This is a genomic window from Oceanobacillus salinisoli (assembly GCF_009733865.1).
Classification (GTDB): Bacteria; Bacillota; Bacilli; order Bacillales; family Amphibacillaceae; genus Oceanobacillus; species Oceanobacillus salinisoli.
The window spans coordinates 18,797-41,117 of sequence record NZ_WOFB01000024.1 but is presented as its reverse complement, the minus strand read 5'-3'; the positions used below and the strand labels follow the sequence as shown (position 1 = coordinate 41,117).

Annotated in this window: 18 protein-coding genes; 16 read left to right on the top strand and 2 right to left on the bottom strand. The window is 38.7% G+C overall.

The features are described 5' to 3' along the window. Positions 1-12 precede the first annotated feature (12 nt). Positions 13-798, bottom strand: a complete 786-nt coding sequence (locus GMJ66_RS16395; protein WP_156291398.1) for a glucose 1-dehydrogenase — start codon at positions 796-798, stop codon at positions 13-15. Between the two features lie 378 nt (positions 799-1,176). On the opposite strand from GMJ66_RS16395, the gene GMJ66_RS20960 reads away from it, so the two are divergent. The 15 genes from GMJ66_RS20960 (at position 1,177) to GMJ66_RS16325 (ending at position 18,886) form a co-directional block, all read left to right on the top strand. Beyond that, positions 1,177-1,308, top strand: a complete 132-nt coding sequence (locus tag GMJ66_RS20960; RefSeq protein ID WP_269321886.1) for a hypothetical protein — start codon at positions 1,177-1,179, stop codon at positions 1,306-1,308. A gap of 72 nt (positions 1,309-1,380) precedes the next feature. Then, positions 1,381-1,860, top strand: coding sequence for a Uma2 family endonuclease (locus tag GMJ66_RS16390; protein ID WP_156291397.1), 480 nt, complete (start codon positions 1,381-1,383; stop codon positions 1,858-1,860). A 94-nt stretch (positions 1,861-1,954) separates the two neighbouring features. Next, positions 1,955-3,448: an MDR family MFS transporter gene (locus GMJ66_RS16385; RefSeq protein ID WP_156291396.1), complete on the top strand. Its 1,494-nt coding sequence runs from the start codon at positions 1,955-1,957 to the stop codon at positions 3,446-3,448. A 468-nt stretch (positions 3,449-3,916) separates the two neighbouring features. Further along, positions 3,917-5,179, top strand: a complete 1,263-nt coding sequence (locus GMJ66_RS16380; protein WP_156291395.1) for a M20/M25/M40 family metallo-hydrolase — start codon at positions 3,917-3,919, stop codon at positions 5,177-5,179. Between the two features lie 27 nt (positions 5,180-5,206). Next, positions 5,207-5,995 (top strand): DUF3100 domain-containing protein, encoded by a 789-nt coding sequence (locus GMJ66_RS16375; protein ID WP_156291394.1) that lies wholly within the window; start codon positions 5,207-5,209, stop codon positions 5,993-5,995. Beyond that, the gene (locus GMJ66_RS16370; RefSeq protein ID WP_156291393.1) at positions 5,995-6,480 is read left to right on the top strand and encodes a hypothetical protein; all 486 of its coding nucleotides are present in this window, start codon (positions 5,995-5,997) and stop codon (positions 6,478-6,480) included. Before GMJ66_RS16375 ends, GMJ66_RS16370 begins: the two co-directional genes overlap by 1 nt. A gap of 208 nt (positions 6,481-6,688) precedes the next feature. Continuing rightward, on the top strand, positions 6,689-7,975 hold the full coding sequence (locus GMJ66_RS16365) for a M20 family metallo-hydrolase (RefSeq protein WP_156291392.1): 1,287 nt from the start codon (positions 6,689-6,691) through the stop codon (positions 7,973-7,975). Positions 7,976-8,187: 212 nt separating this feature from the next. After that, entirely contained in the window at positions 8,188-9,648 is a 1,461-nt protein-coding gene (locus GMJ66_RS16360; protein WP_156291391.1) for a CoA-acylating methylmalonate-semialdehyde dehydrogenase, read from the top strand. Positions 9,649-9,920: 272 nt separating this feature from the next. Then, on the top strand, positions 9,921-10,409 hold the full coding sequence (locus GMJ66_RS16355) for a hypothetical protein (protein ID WP_156291390.1): 489 nt from the start codon (positions 9,921-9,923) through the stop codon (positions 10,407-10,409). Between the two features lie 1,106 nt (positions 10,410-11,515). Then, positions 11,516-12,892: an NAD(P)-dependent oxidoreductase gene (locus tag GMJ66_RS16350; protein ID WP_156291389.1), complete on the top strand. Its 1,377-nt coding sequence runs from the start codon at positions 11,516-11,518 to the stop codon at positions 12,890-12,892. Between the two features lie 33 nt (positions 12,893-12,925). Then, positions 12,926-14,194, top strand: a complete 1,269-nt coding sequence (preA, locus tag GMJ66_RS16345; RefSeq protein ID WP_156291388.1) for an NAD-dependent dihydropyrimidine dehydrogenase subunit PreA — start codon at positions 12,926-12,928, stop codon at positions 14,192-14,194. A 204-nt stretch (positions 14,195-14,398) separates the two neighbouring features. Further along, entirely contained in the window at positions 14,399-15,817 is a 1,419-nt protein-coding gene (gene hydA, locus GMJ66_RS16340; RefSeq protein ID WP_156291387.1) for a dihydropyrimidinase, read from the top strand. Between the two features lie 98 nt (positions 15,818-15,915). Next, on the top strand, positions 15,916-17,385 hold the full coding sequence (locus GMJ66_RS16335) for an NCS1 family transporter (RefSeq protein WP_156291386.1): 1,470 nt from the start codon (positions 15,916-15,918) through the stop codon (positions 17,383-17,385). A 26-nt stretch (positions 17,386-17,411) separates the two neighbouring features. Further along, positions 17,412-17,630: a hypothetical protein gene (locus tag GMJ66_RS16330; protein ID WP_156291385.1), complete on the top strand. Its 219-nt coding sequence runs from the start codon at positions 17,412-17,414 to the stop codon at positions 17,628-17,630. Between the two features lie 20 nt (positions 17,631-17,650). Next, the gene (locus tag GMJ66_RS16325) at positions 17,651-18,886 is read left to right on the top strand and encodes a Zn-dependent hydrolase (protein ID WP_156291384.1); all 1,236 of its coding nucleotides are present in this window, start codon (positions 17,651-17,653) and stop codon (positions 18,884-18,886) included. A 93-nt stretch (positions 18,887-18,979) separates the two neighbouring features. Here GMJ66_RS16325 and GMJ66_RS16320 read toward each other — a convergent pair whose 3' ends face one another. Then, complete coding sequence (locus GMJ66_RS16320) at positions 18,980-20,653, bottom strand: PucR family transcriptional regulator (protein WP_156291383.1); 1,674 nt, start codon at positions 20,651-20,653, stop codon at positions 18,980-18,982. A gap of 197 nt (positions 20,654-20,850) precedes the next feature. Between GMJ66_RS16320 and GMJ66_RS16315 the strand changes: the two genes are divergently transcribed. Further along, the gene (locus GMJ66_RS16315) at positions 20,851-22,203 is read left to right on the top strand and encodes an aspartate aminotransferase family protein (protein WP_231514964.1); all 1,353 of its coding nucleotides are present in this window, start codon (positions 20,851-20,853) and stop codon (positions 22,201-22,203) included. Positions 22,204-22,321: the final 118 nt, after the last annotated feature.

Below are 22,321 nucleotides of genomic sequence, written 5' to 3'. Positions count from 1 at the left end.
TTTCTAAGAATTTTAATATTTATAAGATTGGCCACCGTCGATTGTAATAACTGCTGCGTTAATAAATCTAGATTCATCGGAAAGTAGAAAAGCAACTAAATATCCTACTTCCTCTGGTTTTCCAAAACGTTTCATTGGGTTCGGTTCCACAAATTGTTTTCCAACTTCTTCCCAGTTATCCCCACCTATTTGTTTAAGAGAGCCTTCAACCATTGGTGTCATAATCGCACCAGGAGCAATGGCATTAATGCTTACACCGAATTGTCCGTATTCAATAGCAGAGTTTCTGGTTAAACCTACAACGCCATGTTTACTCGCTGCATAGCCGGATTGATTTCCAACACCGCGAATACCACCAACGGAAGCAGTATTTACAATGGAGCCGGATCCTTGTTCTTTCATCACTTTTAACACATATTGCATCCCATAAAATACACCATTTAAATTAATGCTGACTACTTTATTAAACTCCTCAGAACCAAAGTCTTCCGTAAGATTCTGCTTTCCTTCAATACCCGCGTTATTGAAAAAGCCATCAATTTTGCCGAACTTTTCAACGGTTTTATCTACATAGTTTTTCACTTCATCTTCCTCTGCTACATTTGCTGTAACTAAAAGAACCTCAGCTTCCGGAGCAACTTCTGATACTTTTTGCTTGGTTTCCTGTAATCCTTCTTCGTTTAAATCAACTAAAGACAGCTTTGCCCCTTCTTTTGCTGACTGCAAAGCAGATGCTTGTCCTAACCCGGAACCTGCACCTGTAATTAAAACTACTTTATCATCGAATCTTTTTCCCATGATATTCATCCCTTCTTATTTTGTAATTATCAAATTATATTTAATTAAATATAATAATTGATCGTAGTGTTATCATAGTACTTCTGTTTCCTGTAGTCCATTAGATTGCTTGCTTAAGCTACTATAATGAAAAAGCATGGATTCATTCCTATTCTTTACATCTAATTACGAATTATAGATGGGTTCTCTAAATTTATGAAATAGTAATCTGTAAACAAAAAAAGGAGCAAATATCGCTCCTTCACTAAATTCGACAAAATTCTACAAAACTCGGGAAGTGACAGGCACCTCTAAAGGTATTTTGTCTTCTATTGGTGTTGCTTTTTTGATGAATATGGAAAGGATTAGGGCAATGATAATGATAAAGGTGGAAATTTCATGTCCCCTATTACCGGAAGATTATTTGATAAGTATGGTGGACGTATCCTGGCTGTCGTTGGATTATCTATTGTAGCTGTCAGCACTTTTATGTTAAGTAATCCAATTATATTGTTCTACAATCCATCCTGACAAAGTCGGCCCAATCGCTGACGCAAACATTAAAATAAGACCGAATACCCCCATTCCAGACTTCATCAAAAGGTGTTATCGGAGTTACATCGTCAAATTGCCAATTATTTAGTTGGAAAGGAATGTGACGTGTATCCAGCCCCTTTCCATGTAGTGCTGAATTTGGAAAGTTACGAAAAAGAAGAAGAAAGTAAAGATGTATTCGAACCGGACATAACAATAGTATGTGACCCTAATAAGTTGGATGATGCAGGATGTAAGGGTAGTCCGGATATGGTGATTGAAATTATTTCACCATCATCCGCCAAAAGAGATAAAATAGAGAAAATTAATAAATATGAGCAGGCGGGGGTAAAAGAATATTGGATAGTAGAGCCACAGGAAAAGATTATTAGTGTCTTTAAGCTGCAGGAAAGTGGCAGTTATGGCCGTCCTGAATTGTATACAGATGAGCATGAGGTAAAGGTTTCTATTTTTGATGATTTCATTATTCAGTTGAACAAGGTGTTTCAGTATAATCAAAGAAAGGTAAAAGGCAATCGTAACCCATAATTATTTATTAGGAACGATTGCTTTTAGCGTGGAAAGACCATTCGACAAAATTCGGGAAGTGACAGGCACCATGTAGAGAGGGGAGTATGGGATGATGGGTAATTCGTTGAGTGATGGGAAGCGTCCACCGTATGGGGTTCTTGCGGTGTTAATGATTGGTGGTTTTATCGGTTTTTTAAATAACACATTATTAAACGTTGCACTGCCTTCGATTATGACAGACTTACAGGTTGATACGGCAACTGTACAATGGTTAACTACTGGGTTTATGTTAGTGAATGGTTTATTAATTCCAGCTACTGCCATCCTGATTCAAAAATATTCGGTTCGCACGCTTTTCTTAGTGGCCATAGGGCTATTTACAATAGGAACGATTATCGCTGGGTTTTCGCCTATATTTTCAGTACTGTTAGTGGCCAGGATGATTCAGGCTTCAGGTTCTGCCATCATGATGCCACTCCTCATGAATGTTATGCTAATTAGCTTTCCAGTAGAAAAAAGGGGAGCAGCCATGGGGGTATTCGGATTAATTCTTATGTTCGCCCCAGCCATTGGCCCGACATTATCAGGCTGGATATTGGAACATTCTCATTGGCGCATGTTGTTCCACACGATTTGGCCCATTGCTATTGCCATTTGGACGACAGGATTTTTCTTGTTGAAGGATAAAAAAGAGAAGGTGGCCATAAAGCTGGATCTTTTCTCCTTCCTATTATCCAGTGTTGGTTTTGGTGGCATATTATATGGATTTGGTTCTGTAGGGTCAAATGGTTGGGATAATCCTATTATCTACATAACGATTATCATTGGAATCTGTTCGCTTGTCGCCTTCATTATCCGGCAGTTTAAGTTGGAAGTGCCAATGCTGAATTTCAGAGTCTATCAATACCCGATGTTTTCCCTGGCATCCGGGATTATGATGATTAATACGATGGCCATGTTTTCCGGGTTTCTTCTGTTGCCTATCTATGTACAAACGGTTCTGGGCATTTCTCCATTGGCAACTGGGTTAATGCTACTGCCTGGTGCATTAGTCAATGCAATTATGTCACCGGTGACGGGCAGATTGTTTGATAAATATGGTGGGAAAATTCTTGCTGTTTGTGGTCTGGGGATCACGGCAATGACGAGCTATTTATTAAGTAACTTAACATTTGAAACAAGTTATTATTATTTAATGGGGATGCATGCTTTACGCATGTTTGGAATGTCGATGGTCATGATGCCGGTCCAGACGAATGGCTTGAATCAGCTGCCTGCCAAATACTATCCTCATGGAACAGCGATGAACAATACCTTGATGCAGCTTTCCGGTGCAATTGGTACGGCATTAATCATTACGTTAATGTCCATACGTGAACAGAGCTATGCCAATCAGCTCTTAGCAGAAGTAGCAGGACAACCGACAGCAGCTGTGCAAGAACAAATTGCTCTCGAGGCCATGCAGGCGGGAATTAATTTTGCATTTCTCGTTTCAGCATTTATTGCTTTTGCTGCAATGATTCTGGCCTTCTTTATGAAGCGGGCCAGATCTGAGGGTAACGAGAGCACAGAAGAAAAAGATGATAAAGTTCCTGCTACATCATGAGGGGATTTCATATAATATAGGAAAAATCAAGCACTCCCTATAGAGGATGCTTGATTTTTTTGTTTCCGTGAGTACCGAATTACAATGCTCCAATACTAAAAAAGTCTACAAATGCTAATTCCAATGTGCGAATGCTTAATGCACGAGTGTCGAATATTGCAATGTGCAATATACTAAAGTACGGATGTTGGGTTACAATGCACACTAAAAATACTACAAGCTCTTAATTGCTATGCATAAAGCTATAAAAAGTCCATGCCTACTAAATCCTATCCACAAACACAAAAATCCCATCATATTTATAAATATCCTACCTCTGCATCAAAAGTGAAAATCCGAACGTTAAAACAAAAAATAGAAATTAAAATGTGATATTGACGAACATTACACTCTGTGATAGGATTTAAAACAGTTGTAAAAACGGAAATTCGAATGTTTATGATATAACTCGGAAGGAGGAGAACACCTTTGACATTCAAACAACAATACGAGGAAATCAAACAAATTGCGGAGGAGATATACTATCATCCGGAATTAGGATATAAAGAAACGAAGACGAAACAGACTGTCATAAACTATTTAAAGAAAGTAAATGCGAATATTGAAATAGAAGAATTCAGCTTAACTGGATTTAGAACTACCCTTGGAGAAGATGACAAAAAGGAGCTTCATCTGGCATTTATCGCTGAACTGGATGCTGTTTATGCACCGAGTCATATGTATGCAGACAAAAATACAGGGGCGGCACACAATTGTGGGCACTACACACAAGTGGCGATTGCACTTGCATTGTATAAACATTTGCACCAGACAGAAGCGTATAAAGACTTTGATTACAAATTAAGCTTCATCTTCGTACCTGCAGAAGAATATTTAGACTTGGATTACCGTGAACGCCTCATTCAGGAAAATAAAATTTCACACTACGGTGGTAAACCGGAAGCGATGAAGCTTGGGGTATTTGATGATATCGATGCAGCGATTAGTGTACATGCCATTGGTGGGGAATTTGAAAAGAGAACGATCAATACAAATTGTGATTTAGCTGGATTTTTATATAAAAAATACCACTTTAAAGGGAAAGCCACACATGCAGGTTTTGACCCATTCTCTTCCAAAAATGCGTACAACATGTCAACTTTATTTAATGTTGCAGTCGGCCTGGCGAGACAGCAGTTAAAAGATTCCGAGCAAGTACGGATTAATCCGATTGTCATGAATTCAGATATGTCCACCAACGTGATTCCGAATCACATTACCGTTGGGACAGATTTACGTACGAAAACGGTGGATTACCTGAAAGACACTGCAATCAAGCTGGATGATGCGGCGAAAGGAAGTGCTCAAGCGCTGCAGGGGGAAGTGGATATTCAGACACAAATGGGATATTTGCCATTTATACAGAATCGTTATTTATCTGGATTTGTCCAAAGTACTTTCGAAAGAACCGACGAGATTGAGGTGATCTTGAACGAAGATGCGATCAGTGCTGCTGGTGATATTGGAGATCTTTCCTTTATGATGCCATGTATTCAAATAGGATACAGCGGCTTTACCGGCACCATTCATGGTGATGATTTTATCGATGTTGATCCGGAATTTATTTACGAAATTTTTCCTGGATTTCTTTCAGAGATGTTAAAGGAAATGAGTGGAAAAGTGGATCGGTCGAAATTATATAAGAGAACGTACGAAGAATATATGGAATTAATTGCTGATATTGTCAGCTAAAAAATAACAACTTGGGGGAGACATACGATGAAAGGAAACCTGCTTTACCTTATTGCTTTTGCACTAATAGTTATATTCATTGCGGAAATGATTGGATTCCAATCGCTTCCAATTGGCGGATTTACAATCGGGCTTTTGCCACTTGTGTTTGCTATTATTATTACGATGGTTCTCGGTTTGGGAATTTTCCGTAAAGGATTTTGGAAAAAGGTTTATAGTGAATCGAATATCAACTTTTCCAGTAAGTATTTGATTTTTATCATGCTTCCATTGATGGCGAGATATGGAGCGGATGTGGCACCACATCTTCGTGAAATTCTTTCCATCGGCTGGGTGTTTATTATTCAAGAGCTTGGTAACCTCGGAACCGTATTAATCGGACTTCCGATTGCGATCATGCTCGGATTACGCCGAGAAGCAATTGGTGCAACACTTGGTATCGGACGTGAAGGAGAATTGGCTTACATCTCAGAAAAATATACCCTTGAATCCAAAGAGGGGAGAGGGGTTCTATCCATCTATATTATCGGAACCTTATTCGGTGCTATTTTCTTCAGTGTGTTCGCACCGATTCTATTGGATTTAGGAATTCAAATTGAAGCACTTGCCATGGCATCTGGTGTTGGATCTGGAAGCATGATGAGTGCAGCGTCAGCGACACTTGTTGCAACGGTACCAGACATGGAAAGTACGATTTTGGCGTATGCTTCTGCCAGTCAGTTATTAACCAGTTTTCTAGGTACATTCACCATGGTATTCCTAGCAGTACCAATACAGCGATTCATGTACAAATTGATGGTTAGGAGTGAAAAATAATGGCAGCAGGAATGAACAAATACGTCAAATACGGGCTGGTTCTACTATTAAGTATTGGACTGATTTTATTTACACAAGAAATTAAATTACTGAAATACCCGGAATCTACACCGGTAACAGCACTGACCATTTACGGGCTTGTTAGCTTATGGTTCTTCTCCATGATTGGGATATTTATTTCAGACCAGATGCAAAGGGTTCGTATTAAAGTCATCCGAGATTTTCCAATTTTAGGTTGGGTATCGATTACGTCACTTGTATTCTGTTTGCTATCCGACTTTTTTGTAGAAGCTATTCAAGCGGTTGACTTTTTATCGATTACAACACCAATTCTTACTTTTGCAGGAATATCTGTAGCTAACCGTTTGGTCGATTTAAGAAAAACGTCATGGAAAATTGCTATTGTAGCCATTTTTGTTTTCACTGGAACATATGTGGGAAGTGCCTTGCTCGCACAGCTTGGATTGTTCTTGGCGGGGAATTAAATAAAAAGAAAAGAGCTGGAATCCATTCCTTATAACAATGGGTTCCAGCGTTTTTATATATTGGAAAGCATCAAACTTTCTTCCTGCTTAAGTGCAACGGTACATTCACCAAAAGGTTTGACCAACACCAAGTATTCTAAGTGAATTTTAAAATATCTAGGTTAGAAGGTATAATAATTATAGAAAATAGATTTGGAGGCATTAATTCATGACACTTTATAAAAAACTATTAACCGATTACAACACAGAATTAAATCACTCCGGTATGAACGGAGAAAGATTGGCAACGAGACTCTATGAACTATCTAAAATTGGCAGTCTGGAAAGCGGCGGAATTACTCGTCTTGGGTATTCAACCGAAGAAAAGCAGGCGAAGGAATTAGTAATTGGATGGATGAAGGAAGCAGGTCTTGAGGTGACAATGGACGGGGCCGGTAATGTGTTTGGAAGATTGGAAGGAAAGGAAAATGGCCCTACGATTATGTCCGGTTCCCATCTCGACAGTGTTCCAAATGGCGGTAATTTTGATGGTCCACTAGGTGTTCTTGCGGCACTGGAGGTAGTGGAAGCCTGGAAAGCAACGGGCTATACGCCACCGGTTCCATATGAAGTGGCCATTTTTTCTGATGAAGAAGGCTCGAGGTTTAATTCTGGGTTAACCGGCAGTGAAGCTTTTATGGGGAAATTGACAAATGAATACTTAGATCAATTATTCGATGAGGAAGGAAAATCCTTTGATGAAGTAATTAAAACGTATGATAGCAATCGAGAAAAGTTTCTCACTCCTTCCAGTAAAAATAAAGATATTCAATTGTTTGCCGAAGTACATATTGAACAAGGAAAGGTACTGGAAAAACAGGAACAGCCTGTTGGAGTGGTAACTGGTATTGCTGGACCTGCATGGATGGAAGTAACTTTTGAAGGAAAGGCAGGGCATGCTGGGAATACGCCGATGGATGACCGGAAAGACCCTGTCATTGCAGCTGGGATGTTTGTCAGTGAGATTGAACCATTGCCAAGAAAGGTGAGTGATTCTGCAGTGGCAACAGTGGGTAAATTGAATGTTCACCCCAATGGTTCTAATGTCATTGCTCAAAAAGTCGAACTCATGGTAGATATTCGTGATATAAAGGAAGAGCCCCGTGACAAACTGATCGATTTGATATCCGAAAAAGCAGAAAGTATTGCAAAACAAAGAGGAATAGAGGTAACGTGGAATCTCAACACGAAGGTTAAACCATTACCGATTCAAGAGGAATTGCAGGAGAAAATAGCTGTCGTGATGAAGGAACTTAATATTACTCCAACGTATATTCCCAGTGGAGCTGGACATGATTCCATGATTCTGGGGGAAAGAATTCCAGTGGCCATGCTATTTGCCAGAAGTAAAGCTGGAATTAGTCATAATCCGGAAGAATGGACGTCTCTGGATGATTGTGTAATGTCAGTGCATGTGCTGAAGCGATTTTTGGAGAGAGTAATGGAGGAGAGATAATCTGCCGAATCCTATGACAAATGCCCTACTTTCCATGAAAGTGGGGTATTCATATGTAAATTTAAAATAATGCTAGGATTTAAAGTTTATTCCGTAAACGTATAATCAATCCGAAAGTCGGGCTTGTCCACATATAAGCTATCCTGTTATACAGTATTTTTTAATAAATGCAAATATTATGGTATATTTAAATATAATAGGAGGTTTTTTCATTGACACAAACAACTGTAACCACTCTTAAAAACTACGTAGGCGGCGAATGGATTGAGGCAAAAACGGATAAGACAGAACCTGTATATAACCCTGCAACAGGGGAAGTGATTGCCCATGTGCCGATTTCTTCCAATGCGGATATCGATCACACCGTACAAGTGGCGGCAGAAGCATTCCAATCCTGGAAAGAAGTACCTGTACCAAAGCGTGCTCGCATTTTATTTAAATATCAGCAATTATTGGTTGATAACTGGGATGAACTTGCTAGGTTGATTACTATTGAAAACGGCAAAAACTTTACGGAAGCATATGGTGAAGTACAGCGTGGGATAGAAAATGTAGAATTTGCTGCTGGAGCGCCATCGCTTATGATGGGAGAACAACTACCATCCATTGCAACCGATTTGGAATCTGGGGTATATCGCTACCCAATTGGAGTAATTGGTGGAATTACACCATTTAACTTCCCGATGATGGTGCCATGCTGGATGTTCCCGATGGCGATAGTAACAGGAAATACATTTGTCATAAAACCGTCCGAACGTACACCGTTGTTGGCTAATCGTTTAGCTGAATTATTAGCGGAGGCAGGGCTTCCGGAGGGGGTTTTCAATATCGTTCATGGTGCACATGACGTCGTAAACGGGCTGTTAGATCATAAGAAAGTTGCAGCGATCTCCTTTGTTGGCTCACAGCCTGTAGCTGAATATGTATATAAACGTGGAACCGAAAATTTAAAACGTGTGCAAGCACTTGCTGGCGCGAAAAATCATTCCATTGTGTTAAATGATGCCAATTTAGATAATGCGACAACACAAATTATGAATGCAGCATTCGGTTCTGCGGGGGAACGTTGTATGGCAGCGTCTGTTGTTGCCGTGGAAGATTCCATTGCAGATGAATTTATCGATTTATTAACGAAAAAAGCAAATGAGATTGAAATTGGAAATGGGCTGGATGAAGGGGTATTTCTAGGTCCAGTTATCCGTGACCAGCACAAAGAGCGTACATTGAAATATATTGAAACCGGAGAAAAAGAAGGAGCAAAATTAGTACGGGACGGCCGTACAGATGATGCAGCTAAACAAGAAGGCTATTTTGTTGGGCCAACCATATTTGATAACGTTACCTCCGAGATGAAGATTTGGCAGGATGAAATTTTTGCTCCGGTTTTATCAATTGCCCGTGTCAAAGATTTAGAGGAGGCTATTAATCTGGTCAACCAATCACGGTTTGCAAATGGTGCGTGTATTTTTACAAAAGACGGTGGAAGTGCTCGCCAGTTCCGGGAAACGATTGATGCTGGAATGCTGGGGGTTAACATTGGTGTACCAGCACCGATGGCATTTTTCCCATTTTCAGGCTGGAAAGATTCCTTCTATGGTGATTTGCATGCAAATGGTAAAGATGGATTACAGTTTTATACTCGTAAGAAAGTCATTACTACCAAGTGGGTGTAATAATTTATGAATGAAAAGCCGTAAGTTTAAATGCTTACGGCTTTTCTGCTTTTATCCTCGCTATTCAATTGAACTTCTTTTCACAAAGATAATTTAGTATTAGAATCTTACTTTCCAGCCCTTTGTATCTATTTTATAAGTAGTTTATCGATAATAGGTAATAAGATAGGGGTATATAGTCCTTACAAAAAATCCTTATTTATATTAAAATAAATTCTAAAGCTGCTTTGCTAAAAACAGGAATACATAATGGGGGAAGGACGAGAAAGTAGATGAAAAAATGGCTGGTGCTAATTATTTTAGCAAGTTTTCTGTTTGTTTCTACTTTCCTATTAAATCAAGAGGGAGAATCAGCTGAGAGAGCGGAAAGTTGGAGTGAAAGGGTAGGAACAGAAGAAGTAAGTGAAACGGACCGAGCACTCGGAGTTGTGGAAAGTAATTTGCAATATGCAGAAGAAGAGGATCTGGAAGCATATGTTGATACTTTGGCAGCTGGGGTACAGGAAGAAAGAACAACAGAAATAGAGGAACTATTTGAAAATGCTGATGTCAATTATGAAATCGTTGGTACAGATGTAGTGATTGAAAGCACTAGCACTATCGTCTTATTAGTAGAACAAAAAGCTGTCGCAACTGATTTAGCGGAAGGATATGAATTTACAGATAGCATTGCAGAAGTTCAATATAGTTTGGCGAAAGAAGAAGGTGAATGGAAGGTATTTTCCAAAGAAGTGATGGCAGAAGCACCAATTGAAGAATAAATAGAGTTATATAGAATGAGCTATCCATTAGGAGTAGCTCTTTTTTGGTAAAATTAATTTTGAAATGATCAATACTATAAAACCTTATGTTTTATAAAAAATATCTCTTTAATCGTTAGAGGTCTGACGAGGATATTCACGTAGAATTACTGGAAATAAATACATCATGTAAATATAAAGGAGAAGGGAATTCCATTTAGAATCCCCTTCTCCCAAAACGCACCTATGATTGGATCGAATATAGAATTAAAACCCACAAAGTATGCATCGGCTAATAGTCTGCCCCATCATTTACTATTTGTGCCAACATATACTACTAAATTGCAGGACCGTATCCTTTTTCTATCCATCTCCCATTAGTGAAATATCCAATAATAAAATGGATATGAATAACGTATTATTTTTAAACCCCTTTTGCAGATAATGAAATCGGTTACAATTATTATTTTAACAATTTAACGAAAATTTTCAAGTACTTTTCTTTAAATTTTATATTGTAAATGATGGAAAATGGAAAAAAGAGGTCATTTTGCTGTACTAAATGAAACACTGGATTGATGTTCTTATGTTTCCTGTCTAGCTTATTCTTTTATAGGAGTACTTAAAAGAAACCGTATAAAAAAGATTAAGGTATCCATATTCTTTTTTATTTTTGAGCTATTTCAGACATTTTATATATTAGAGTAGAAAGGATAAGTACATATCCAATCCAAAGCATTAGATAGTAGATGAGGTAACTATCAACTACCTGAATAAGTAAGGTCGGGATACATAATGGGTAAGAGTTTTCGTTGAGTAAATAATCGCCAATCATTCCAGTTGGTTTATTTATAAGTTATTTACAGTTCGCCCAACTAAATGAATATACATTTAACGTATTGTCCATTTTAAAATAAAATTAAAAATATTATAATTTATTCAGAAATGTCTCACTATTAATAAAATCATTATCATTATAGTACTGTTTAATCTTTTTTTATAAATTTGACCTCGTATAATGAATTCTTTTTAAACAAGAAACTTTCCTAATAAACCCCACGAAGAAAATATCAATAATCTATCTTATTTAATTGTTAGCATCCAAATTTTTTTAAGGAGGTTTATCATTGAGTGATTTACTAAAAAACTTTATATCTGGTGAGGTACTAACAAAGAATTTTGAGGAATCCAAACCTAGTTTTAATTCCCAGGAAGCATTAGATGAAGCAAACCGATGCTTATATTGCTATGATGCACCATGCATTACCGCATGTCCGACAGGGATTGATATTCCAGGTTTTATTAAAAAAATAGCTTCTGGAAATGTAAAGGGATCAGCAAAAACAATTATGGAATCCAATCCTGTGGGGGCTAGTTGTGCAAGAGTATGCCCGACTGAAGAATTATGTGAAGGAGCTTGTGTACTAAATCATTCTACTAAACCAATACCTATTGGGGATTTACAGAGATTCTCTACAGATTGGGCCATTCAAAATGAAGCGATTTTATTTAAAGCCGGAAAAAAGAACGGGAAAACGGTTGCCATTATCGGCAGTGGTCCTGCAGGGCTCTCAACTGCTCGGGAATTGGCGAGATTAGGCTATGAAGTCACGATCTATGAAGCCAAAGAAGAAGCAGGTGGGTTGGATACTTTTGGTATTGTCCCATTCCGTCTTCCAAAAGAAATCTCACTTTGGGAAGTAGAACAAGTAAAACAGCTTGGTGTAGAAATTCGAACGAATACAGAAGTGGGTAAGGATATTTATGCAGACGAACTTGTTGAACAATATGATGCAGTTGTGCTTTCAGTAGGAATGTCGAAGGTTCCAATGCTTGGGATTGAGGGGGAAGAATTGGAAGGAATATATGATGCCATTGACCTTGTAGAAAGAACGAAAAATGGCGACTATCCAAAAGAATTTATCGGAAAGCGTGTAGCGGTTATTGGTGCAGGTAATACCGCCATTGATGGTGCAACGACTTCGGTTAGACTCGGAGCTGAAAATGTAAAAATTCTCTATCGCAGAACCGAAGCGGAAATGACTGCTTATGATTTTGAATATGAATTTGCTAAACAAGATGGCGTGGAATTTAGGTGGCTGACCAATCCAAAACGATTAATTGGTGATGGGGATGGCCGTATTACACAAATGGAATGCATACGTATGGAATTAAAAGGTTCGGGCGCAGATGGTAGGCCAAGGCCAGTTGAAATAGAAGGATCTGAATTTTTAATGGATGTAGATATTGTCGTAAAAGCCATTGGCCAAACAAGGTACGAGAAACTAATAGAAGCCTTTGGTTTGGAGCATAAGGATGGAGTTATAATGGTAGACTCCGATACATTTGTTACCTCGAACCCGAAAGTATATGCAGCGGGGGATGTAATTTTCGGAAAAGGAAACGGGGAAGCGATGGTTGTAACTGCTGCACAGCAAGGAAAAGAAACAGCACTGGCGATTCATGAACGTTTTAAAGAATCTGCAATGGAGAGTGTTTATTAAATTGGTAGAAAACGAATCGACAGGAGGATGAAAATGGCTGATATTAGTATTAATTTTGCCGGAATTAAGTCACCTAATCCATATTGGTTAGCATCGGCTCCCCCAACGAATACAGGTTATCAGGTACAGCGTGCCTTTGAAGCAGGTTGGGGTGGAGCAGTTTGGAAAACATTAGGTGAACCGATTTTAAATGTAACTTCTCGTTTTGGAGCACATCATTTTAATGGTCAACGTGTTGCCGGTTTCAATAATATCGAATTAATTTCCGATCGTCCCATTGAAGACAATCTAAAAGAAATCTATGAAACAAAGAAGCTTTTTCCAAAACATGTCATCATTGCTTCCTTAATGGTAGAACCCCAGCGTGAGAAATGGCACGAAATTGTTAAAAGAGTTCAGGATGTTGGCGTAGATGGAATAGAATTAAATCTTGGATGTCCTCATGGAATGTCTGAAAGAGGGATGGGATCTGCAGTTGGTCAGCACCCGGATTTAGTAGAAATGACCACTATGTATGCTAAGGAAGCTGCAGAAGTACCCGTTATTACAAAGCTCACTCCAAACATAACAGATATAACCGCAACAGCAAAAGCAGCAGCACGTGGGGGGGCAGATGCAATCAGTTTAATCAACACGATTAATAGTTTAATAGGTGTTGATTTAGATACTTGGAATACTATTCCGAATGTGAATGGTAAAGGAGCGCATGGTGGTTATTGTGGCCCTGCAGTAAAGCCAATCGCATTGAATATGGTCGGTGAATGTGCAAGAAATCCTGAAGTGAATATCCCGATATCTGGAATTGGGGGAATCTCCACTTGGCAGGATACAGTGGAATTTATGCTGATGGGCGCTGGTGGAGTACAAATCTGTACAGCAGCTATGCATCACGGGTTCCGAATTATTGATGATTTAACGGAAGGTTTAGAAAATTACTTGGATGAAAAAGGAATTGATTCCCTTAGTGGAATTATTGGGAAATCAGTTGATAAATACACAGACTGGAGTAACTTGGATTTAAATCATAAAGTGGTTGCTCGAATTAACAATGATGTATGTATCAATTGTAATAAGTGTCATATTGCTTGTGAAGATACGTCTCATCAATGTATTGAAATGCTCAAGGATGAAAATGGAAATGATATTTTGCGAGTAAGAGAAGAGGATTGTGTCGGATGTAATTTATGTTCTATTGTCTGTCCGGTGGATGGTGCCATCGATATGATTGACCTAACACCAACAGAACCACCAATGTCCTGGAATGACCGTCAGGCTGCTATTCAAACATTGGAAAAGCGCTAGTACCTCTTAGAATCACTATCATAAATATTTATCGCTGATTAAGGTTCAGTAGTAATACCCGTACTTCAAAATAGAGATGTATTCGAGAATTTAAAGCGGGGGATAAACTGCTTCTAAAAGCATGATTCATATAACTAACAATCATTTGGGAAAGAAAGAAAATCCCCAATAATTGAAGTTTCATTTTATAGGAGGGAATCTACATTGAAAAAGATTATTAAAAATGGAACGATTGTCACTGCAACAGATACGTATCAGGCGGATGTACTGATTGAAGGAGAAAAAATTAAAGCAATCGGCCAAGACTTGAGTGATGTTTATGCAGAAGTGGTTGATGCAACAGGTCAGTATGTTTTTCCTGGTGGAATTGATCCACATACCCATATGGAAATGCCTTTTGGTGGAACGGTCACCATAGATGACTTTGAATCAGGGACCATTGCAGCAGCTCATGGAGGGACAACGACCATTATTGATTTTTGCTTAACGGAAAAAGGTAAATCCTTAAAAAGCGCATTGGAAAAATGGCATGCGAAATCAGAAGGTAGAGCGGTAATTGACTATGGGTTCCACCTGCAAGTGGTAGAAGCCAATGACAAGGTTTTAGAGGAAATCCCTACTATTATTACGGAAGAAGGAGTTACTTCTTTTAAAGTATTCATGGCTTATAAAAATGTTTTACAGGCGGATGATGAAACACTATTCAAAACGCTTTCTGTAGCAAGGGACCATGGTGGATTAGTCATGGTACATGCAGAAAATGGAGATGTTATTGAGTATTTAACGCAGGAAGCCCTAAAAGCTGGAAACACAGAACCAATCCATCATGCTTTAACACGACCACCAGAATTGGAAGGGGAAGCTACCGGGCGTGCTGCAAAACTAACCGCGCTTGCTAACTCCCAATTATATGTCGTGCATGTTACTTGTAAGGAAGCAGTCGAGCAGATTGCAGAAGCGAGAAGCAAAGGATTTTCCGTATTTGGAGAAACTTGTCCGCAATATTTAGTGCTTGATCAAACTTATATGGAGAAACCAGATTTTGAAGGAGCTAAATATGTATGGTCTCCACCGCTTAGAGATAAGTCCAATCAGGAAGTGCTTTGGAATGCCTTGAAGAGCGGGGAATTACAAACAATTGGTTCGGACCATTGCTCTTTTAACTTTGATGGACAAAAGGATTTAGGGAAAGGAGACTTTACGAAAATCCCTAATGGAGGTCCATTTGTGGAAGACCGTTTTAGTGTGCTCTTTTCAGAAGGAGTAAAAAAAGGTCGGATTTCCATGAATCAATTTGTAAATATCGTTTCCACACAGGCAGCGAAATTATTTGGCCTTTTCCCGCAAAAAGGAACCATTGCCCCGGGAAGTGATGCGGACATTGTTTTATTTGATCCAAACCAAGAACGGACTATTTCCGCTGAAACACACCATATGGCAGTGGATTACAATGCCTTGGAAGGAATGAAAGTAACGGGACAGCCTGTCACTGTTTTATCCCGCGGGCAATTTGTCATTAAAGATAAAGAACTAGTGGCAAAACCAGGATCAGGAAAATTTCTGAAACGAGCTAGATTTGACTCTGCACTCGCTGAAGAACAAGACAAAGTGGAAAGTGTCTAAAAATAATATTCTTAACAACCCCGCAGCTGCTTGATAACGGATATTAAGCAGCTTTTCGGGATTGTTTAAAAAATAAAAGAGGAAGAGGGTCGATTTTATTGGAGGAAAAAGAAAGAAGTAGCTCGTACTTAAGGTCTCCGGATTTGCTTCCAGTCAAACATAGAGACCGGAAAATTGGTGTAGCAGGATTTTTTGCTATGTGGGTCGGAATGGCTATCTTGTTAGCAACCTTTGATATTGGTGCTTCAGGTATCCAGAATATCTCACTCCCATGGGTAGTCCTCGCTACATTAATCGGCTGTATAGCAATTGGGGCGTTCATCTCCATTATCGGGGATATTGGGGTGGAACATGGGATTGCATTTCCGGTTTATATGAGGGCTCCATTTGGTACGGTTGGAACACATATTCCATCTGTAACCAGGGCTGTAACAGCATCCTTTTGGTTTGGAATTAACACGTATTTTGGTGCAACAGCCATTAATGCCATCCTAAATACGATGTTTGCAGGCTTTGATAACTGGCTTTTATGCTACGTTGTATTTGCACTTTTCCAATTAATCAACACAGCATCAGGGATAAAATGGATAGAACGTTTTGCTGATGTTGCTGCACCAATAATAATTGTCCTTTCTTTAATCATATACAGCACACTGACAGCAGACATCAAAGCCCAAGGTGAAGATGTATGGGCATGGGTTGCAAGTCCGGTTACAGGTGGAGCTGCAGTAACGGCATTTATGGTAGTTATTTTTGCCAACATGGGTTACTGGGCAACATTAGGCTGTGATATACCAACGATTTCCCGTCACTTTAAGGCACCGAAATATGAAAGAAACTGGTTTAAGCGTAATAAAACAACAATAGTTGGTAGTCTCATTGCTCTTCCCCTTACAGAAGCATTTATGATTATGATCGGAGCAGCAGCATTTATAGTTGCCGGAACATCCAATCCTGTTACGGCACTTCAGGAAACAGCTACTGGCTGGATGTTGGCCATGCTGCTGTTCATGATTGTCCTAACCCAATGGTCTACCAATACAGCTGCGAATGTATTGCCTGCTGCTGCCGTTTTCTCTAATGTACTAGGTCCAAAAGTAACCCATGCCGTCGCCGTTTTTGTTGCAGGTATTGTTGGTACGGTAATTCAGCCATGGAGTGTCTTTGAAATATTAACGCAAGTGCTGCTCATTATCGGTGCTGTTTTATCCTCCGTCAGCGGTATTCTGTTTGCTGACTACTATTTATTGCGAAAACGCAGAGTGAATGTTCCTGACTTATATAAAAACAATGGACAGTATCGTTTCAATAGCGGTGTAAACCTCGTCGGGTTTATCTCATGGGCAATTGGTGGGATTATTGCAACTATATTTATGACCTATTCGTTTATTGTAGGTTTTATTGTTGCAGCTGTAGTTTATTATGTACTGTCCAAATATTGGTACTTCCTAAAATTCCCGCAAGCAGAAATTACTGATCCGAATGATGAAAAATATCTTGGAATAACCGTTGGACGGGAATGGGACTTGGATGAAGAACCAGAGAAAAAAGATGTCATTGCGAAATAAGCGAAAACAAAATGGGAGGGATAATATTGTCTAGTTACCAGGAATTTATCAAGGAAAAACAGCTGATTGATGAATTATTGAAAAATAACTTCGAAATAACTGCAATTGAAGGAACATTGGATGGGGACCGAGTGGAATTGGAAAAACAGGATTATTTCGAAAGACAATCCATTATATTGACTAACTCGGACAGCAGAAAATATGTAACAACTTTATTGATTAAAGGTCAACTGTACCAACAATAAACAGGATAGGAGGAGATATCGTGGAAAAGCAAAGTGTTTTAATTAATGGAGAAAGATTGAAGAATACAGTAGAAGAGTTTGCGAATTTTGGGCGCACGGAAAACAATGGTGTAACTCGTCTGGCATTGTCTGAGATGGATATTAAAGTAAGAAATCATTTTAAGGATGTCTGTGAAGAACTAGGAATGACAGTAAAATGGGATGATATGGGGAGTATGTATGCAACACTGGAAGGCGTGGAAAATGATAAGCCTCCAGTTGTTGTTGGGTCTCACCTTGACTCTGTTGAAAAGGGCGGAAGATTTGATGGAGTTCTTGGCGTACTAACAGGTATCGAGATTGTTCGCACACTCGTGGAGAGCAACATTAAACCACAGGTTCCAGTAGTGGTTGCCAATATTACCAATGAGGAAGGAGCAAGATTTGAGCCTTCCATGATGGCTTCAGGAGTTATGTCCGGTCACTTTGATAAAGGCCAGATGCTAAAATCAACGGATAAAAATGGTATAACCTTTGAAAAGGCATTAAAGGTGAGTGGATTTGAAGGAAGTAAAGAAAATCGTTTAACAGAAGCCGAGGCTTTTTTGGAATTACATGTAGAACAGGGCCCGGTTTTAGAAAGTGAATCAAAAGATATTGGGGTAGTAGAATGTGTCGTGGGGATGTGCTGTTATGAGATTGAAGTAATAGGGGACTCTGATCATGCTGGTACGACTCCGATGCCGATGAGAAAGGATGCTTTATTTGCGACCAATAACTTAATCAATGAGATTCGTGAAAAAATGAGCAAATTGGATAGTGATTTAGTCTATACGATTGGAAGGTTGAATGTCAGCCCAAATATTCATACAGTTATTCCAAATAAAGTCGTTTTTACATTGGAGGCACGCCATAAAGAGGCAGATATTATTCGTCAGGTGGAGGAAATTATTCATGGACTAACGACATCAGAAGGTAAAGAAAAGTGTGAAGTAACGGCAACTAAGTTATGGGACCGTGACACGGTTTGGTTTAATGACAAACTGGTTAATTCTCTTGAGGAATCCTGTACATCCCTTGGGTATTCCTATAAATGCATGCCAAGTGGTGCTGGCCATGATGCCCAGTTTATAGCTACGTATCTGCCAGCTGCTATGATATTTGTACCAAGTGTGAATGGGAAAAGTCATGCGGAAGATGAGCTAACCTACTGGGAAGACTGTGAAAGAGGGGTCAATGTTGTGCTACAGGCGGTTCTGGATTTAACGGCTAATTAAATCTCTATGAATAGGCATAGAGCTGTTTCTATGCCTATTATGTTTATCGTGCGATTAACTGGCTATAATACCCTCACTGATTAAAATTTCTCTTTAAGGTAACACTTCAAATTCCTTATCCCAATAATTAGTGAAATCCGGTTTTTGGGAAGATCTTTTTAGTAAATAATAAGCATTTAATGCCAGCTCAATTGCTTGTCGATTAGTTGGTTCCATGAGATCTGTTTTTAATAAATCCTCTATTTTATCTAACCGGTGGTATAAAGTTTGGCGAACGATAAATAACCGGCTTGCCGTCTCTTTTTTGGATCCCATACAATTCAGATATACAGAGAGGGTCTTTAGTAGTTCACTTTTCATTTCTTTATCATGCCTTAATATGGGAGCTAAATAATCCTGGACATAAGATTCTAGCTGATTGTTATGGTGCATATCCAATAATATTCGGAAGACACCCATTTCCTCATAAAAATAAGTCTGAATCAAATTGGCGTTTTGAATGAATATGACATTCTTGGCTTCTTTATAACTACAGCTGGAAGAAGAATAATCATGATGGACATTACTGATACCAAATGAACATTTTTCTCCATGAAGTATTTTATTTTGATTCATGGTTTTTAATTCACGGACAATTTCCAGAAAACGATTTGTATCTTTTTTTGCATCATCTTGCATGTAAGAAGCAGCAATAACAGCAATTTCATTTCGCCCAACAGAAACTGCGGGAACAAAACCGTTTTTTCGGAAAAGAGTTCGGATAATAATGGATTGCTGCAGCTTCATTTCTTCCCAAGCTCCTTCTTTCATACATACATTATGAGTATGTTTATCGATGAGGAATAATCTGTAATATAGATTCTTAGCAGGAGCAGGCAATATCTTCTGGATATCGGATAAATCATATTTCTTCCCCTGTAACAGGTTTCGAACAATTTCTTCCTCCTGATTTTGTTTTCTTTCTTCCATTGTTTTATTTCGAAGCATAATTTGTGCGATTGCTAATGCTGCACGGTCAGCGATAGAGAAAGAGAACTCATCGAGGTTTTCAGTATCGTCTTGTATACATAAATATCCCCACATATTTCCTAGTCCTTTGATTGGAAATATGGTGTAGGATTCGCCATTGAGAAAACAGCTGTTAAAAGAATTTAATTTGGTTGATTGTCTAATCCACTCCTTAAGGGTTTGTGTGTAGTCTTTGCTTGTTGGAGGGTAGTAATATGATCTTGTGTCATCAGAAATAAATAGGACAGCTGTTTGAAAATGGTTATACAGCTCTTTTAAAATCTTTAAAATACCGTTTGGCAATAGGGACAGCTTATTAATTGTTTCAGAGAACGTGTAGAGCTGACTTAGCATTTGATGATGATGGTTAATAATATTTGTATGAAGGTCCTGCGTAATATCTACAAATTTAACAATCTCGTCAAAGACAATGAGGGGTAATTGATGCTTGTTGCAAAAGTGAATAATTTCAGGCGAAACTTTTTTTACATGTGTACCAAGTTCAATACAAATTCCTGCAATATCCTTTTTTAATAGTTTTTCAATATCAATTATGCCTTTCGGTGAATCAAATTTAATTCCAGACCCTGTTGTCAGGATAAGTTCTCCACCATTGATGAAGGATTCGATATCTCCTAATTCCAAAATATGTGTCCATTTAACTTCCCGGTTCATGCCTGATTCTCCTGCTACTATTCGGGCTTTCTTAAATAATTCTCTGGAAAGTACGTCGTTTATAGTAAGTTTCCACTTTTCCACCTAGTTACCTCCCCTTCATAAAGTTAAAGAAAAACTTAAAATATTTTACACTATGTCAAGTGATAGCAAAGAGGTAATGTTATAGAATAAATTATGTAATATACTAAAAATTATGTCAAATCTAATTATTTGAAATTCAAGATACAGTTTTATTGGACGTTTTGTATATCATGAAATATGGAAAGGAGAAGATCATAGTGGAATCTGTGAAGAAAAAGCAATCTTTAATTGAAAGGGACCGTCAGAACGTCTGGCATCATATTTCCCCATATAGTGAAAAAAATCCGCCAATGATTGTAGAAGAAGGAAAAGGTTCCTGGATTACAGATCATCAAGGTAACCGTTATTTAGATGGAATGTCTGGATTGTATTGTGTCAATGTCGGGTATGGACGCGGGGAATTGGCCGAGGCGGCATATGAACAAATGAAGAAAATGTGTTACGTTCCAATGACACAAAGCCATGAACCAGCAATCGAACTAGCGGAAAAGGTTAACGAAATTCTTGGTGGGGATTACGTCATCTTTTACTCCAATAGTGGTTCTGACGCCAACGAAGTGGCATTTAAAATGGCCCGTCAATACCATCAGCAAAATGGGGAAGCCTCCCGTTATAAAGTCATCTCAAGGTACCGTGCCTATCACGGAAGTTCCATGGGAGCATTATCAGCAACCGGCCAAGCCTTAAGAAAATATAAATATGAACCGCTATCATCAGGATTTTTACATGTTGCCTCACCGGATAATTACCGGAAACCTGAGGGAATGACGATAGAAGAATATAACCTTCAACGTACCAAAGAACTGGAAGATACGATTATCTGGCAGCAAAAAGAGTCGATTGCAGCAGTGATTATGGAGCCACTAATTACAGGAGGTGGTGTGTTAATTCCACACCCTGTTTATGTTGAAAAAGTACAAGAGATCTGTAACCGCCACGGAGTCCTACTTATCATTGATGAAGTAATCTGCGGCTTTGGCAGAACTGGAAAATCTTTTGGGCATAAACACTTCAATGTGAATCCAGATATAATTACGATGGCTAAAGGATTAACTAGCGCATATTTGCCTTTATCTGTGACAGCTGTCCGAAAAGATATCTATGAAACTTTTAAAGACGGGGAAGATAATAGTCATTTTCGCCATGTCAATACATTTGGGGGAAACCCTGCGGCTTGTGCATTGGCACTGAAAAACATTGAAATTATGGAAAGAGAAAATTTATTTGAACGCTCTGCTGAATTGGGAGAACGACTTTTAAATGAATTGGATGAATTACGTAAACATCCGAATGTTGGTGATATCCGCGGATTAGGATTAATCGTCGGAATTGAAATGGTAGAAGATAAAATCACGAAAGAGCCGGCATCGAAAGAGCTAGTTGGAAAATTAATTGCAGCATGTAAAAATAATGGACTGATTATTGGGAAAAACGGAGACACCGTTGCTGGCTACAATAATATTTTAGCGCTTAGTCCACCATTATCAAGTACAGATGAAGATATTGATTTTATTATTGGGGTTTTAAAGAAGGTTTTTAATGAAAATTAATAGTTTTATTCACTCCCACTTCAGGAATTTAAGAAGAATCCAAGAATGGTACGTTTGGTGGGCAGTCATTAATAATCGAGGCTTTAACTAAATCAGTGGGTAATCACCCCCCACTAAT

Excerpts from the sequence above, each read along its gene's own strand:
- GMJ66_RS16375 (WP_156291394.1), top strand. The coding sequence starts at position 5,207 with ATGAAAGGAAACCTGCTTTACCTTATTGCTTTTGCACTAATAGTTATA.
- preA (WP_156291388.1), top strand. The coding sequence starts at position 12,926 with ATGGCTGATATTAGTATTAATTTTGCCGGAATTAAGTCACCTAATCCA.
- GMJ66_RS16385 (WP_156291396.1), top strand. The coding sequence starts at position 1,955 with ATGGGTAATTCGTTGAGTGATGGGAAGCGTCCACCGTATGGGGTTCTT.
- GMJ66_RS16365 (WP_156291392.1), top strand. The coding sequence starts at position 6,689 with ATGACACTTTATAAAAAACTATTAACCGATTACAACACAGAATTAAAT.
- GMJ66_RS16370 (WP_156291393.1), top strand. The coding sequence starts at position 5,995 with ATGGCAGCAGGAATGAACAAATACGTCAAATACGGGCTGGTTCTACTA.
- GMJ66_RS16355 (WP_156291390.1), top strand. The coding sequence starts at position 9,921 with ATGAAAAAATGGCTGGTGCTAATTATTTTAGCAAGTTTTCTGTTTGTT.
- GMJ66_RS20960 (WP_269321886.1), top strand. The coding sequence starts at position 1,177 with ATGTCCCCTATTACCGGAAGATTATTTGATAAGTATGGTGGACGTATC.
- GMJ66_RS16395 (WP_156291398.1), bottom strand. The coding sequence starts at position 798 with ATGGGAAAAAGATTCGATGATAAAGTAGTTTTAATTACAGGTGCAGGT.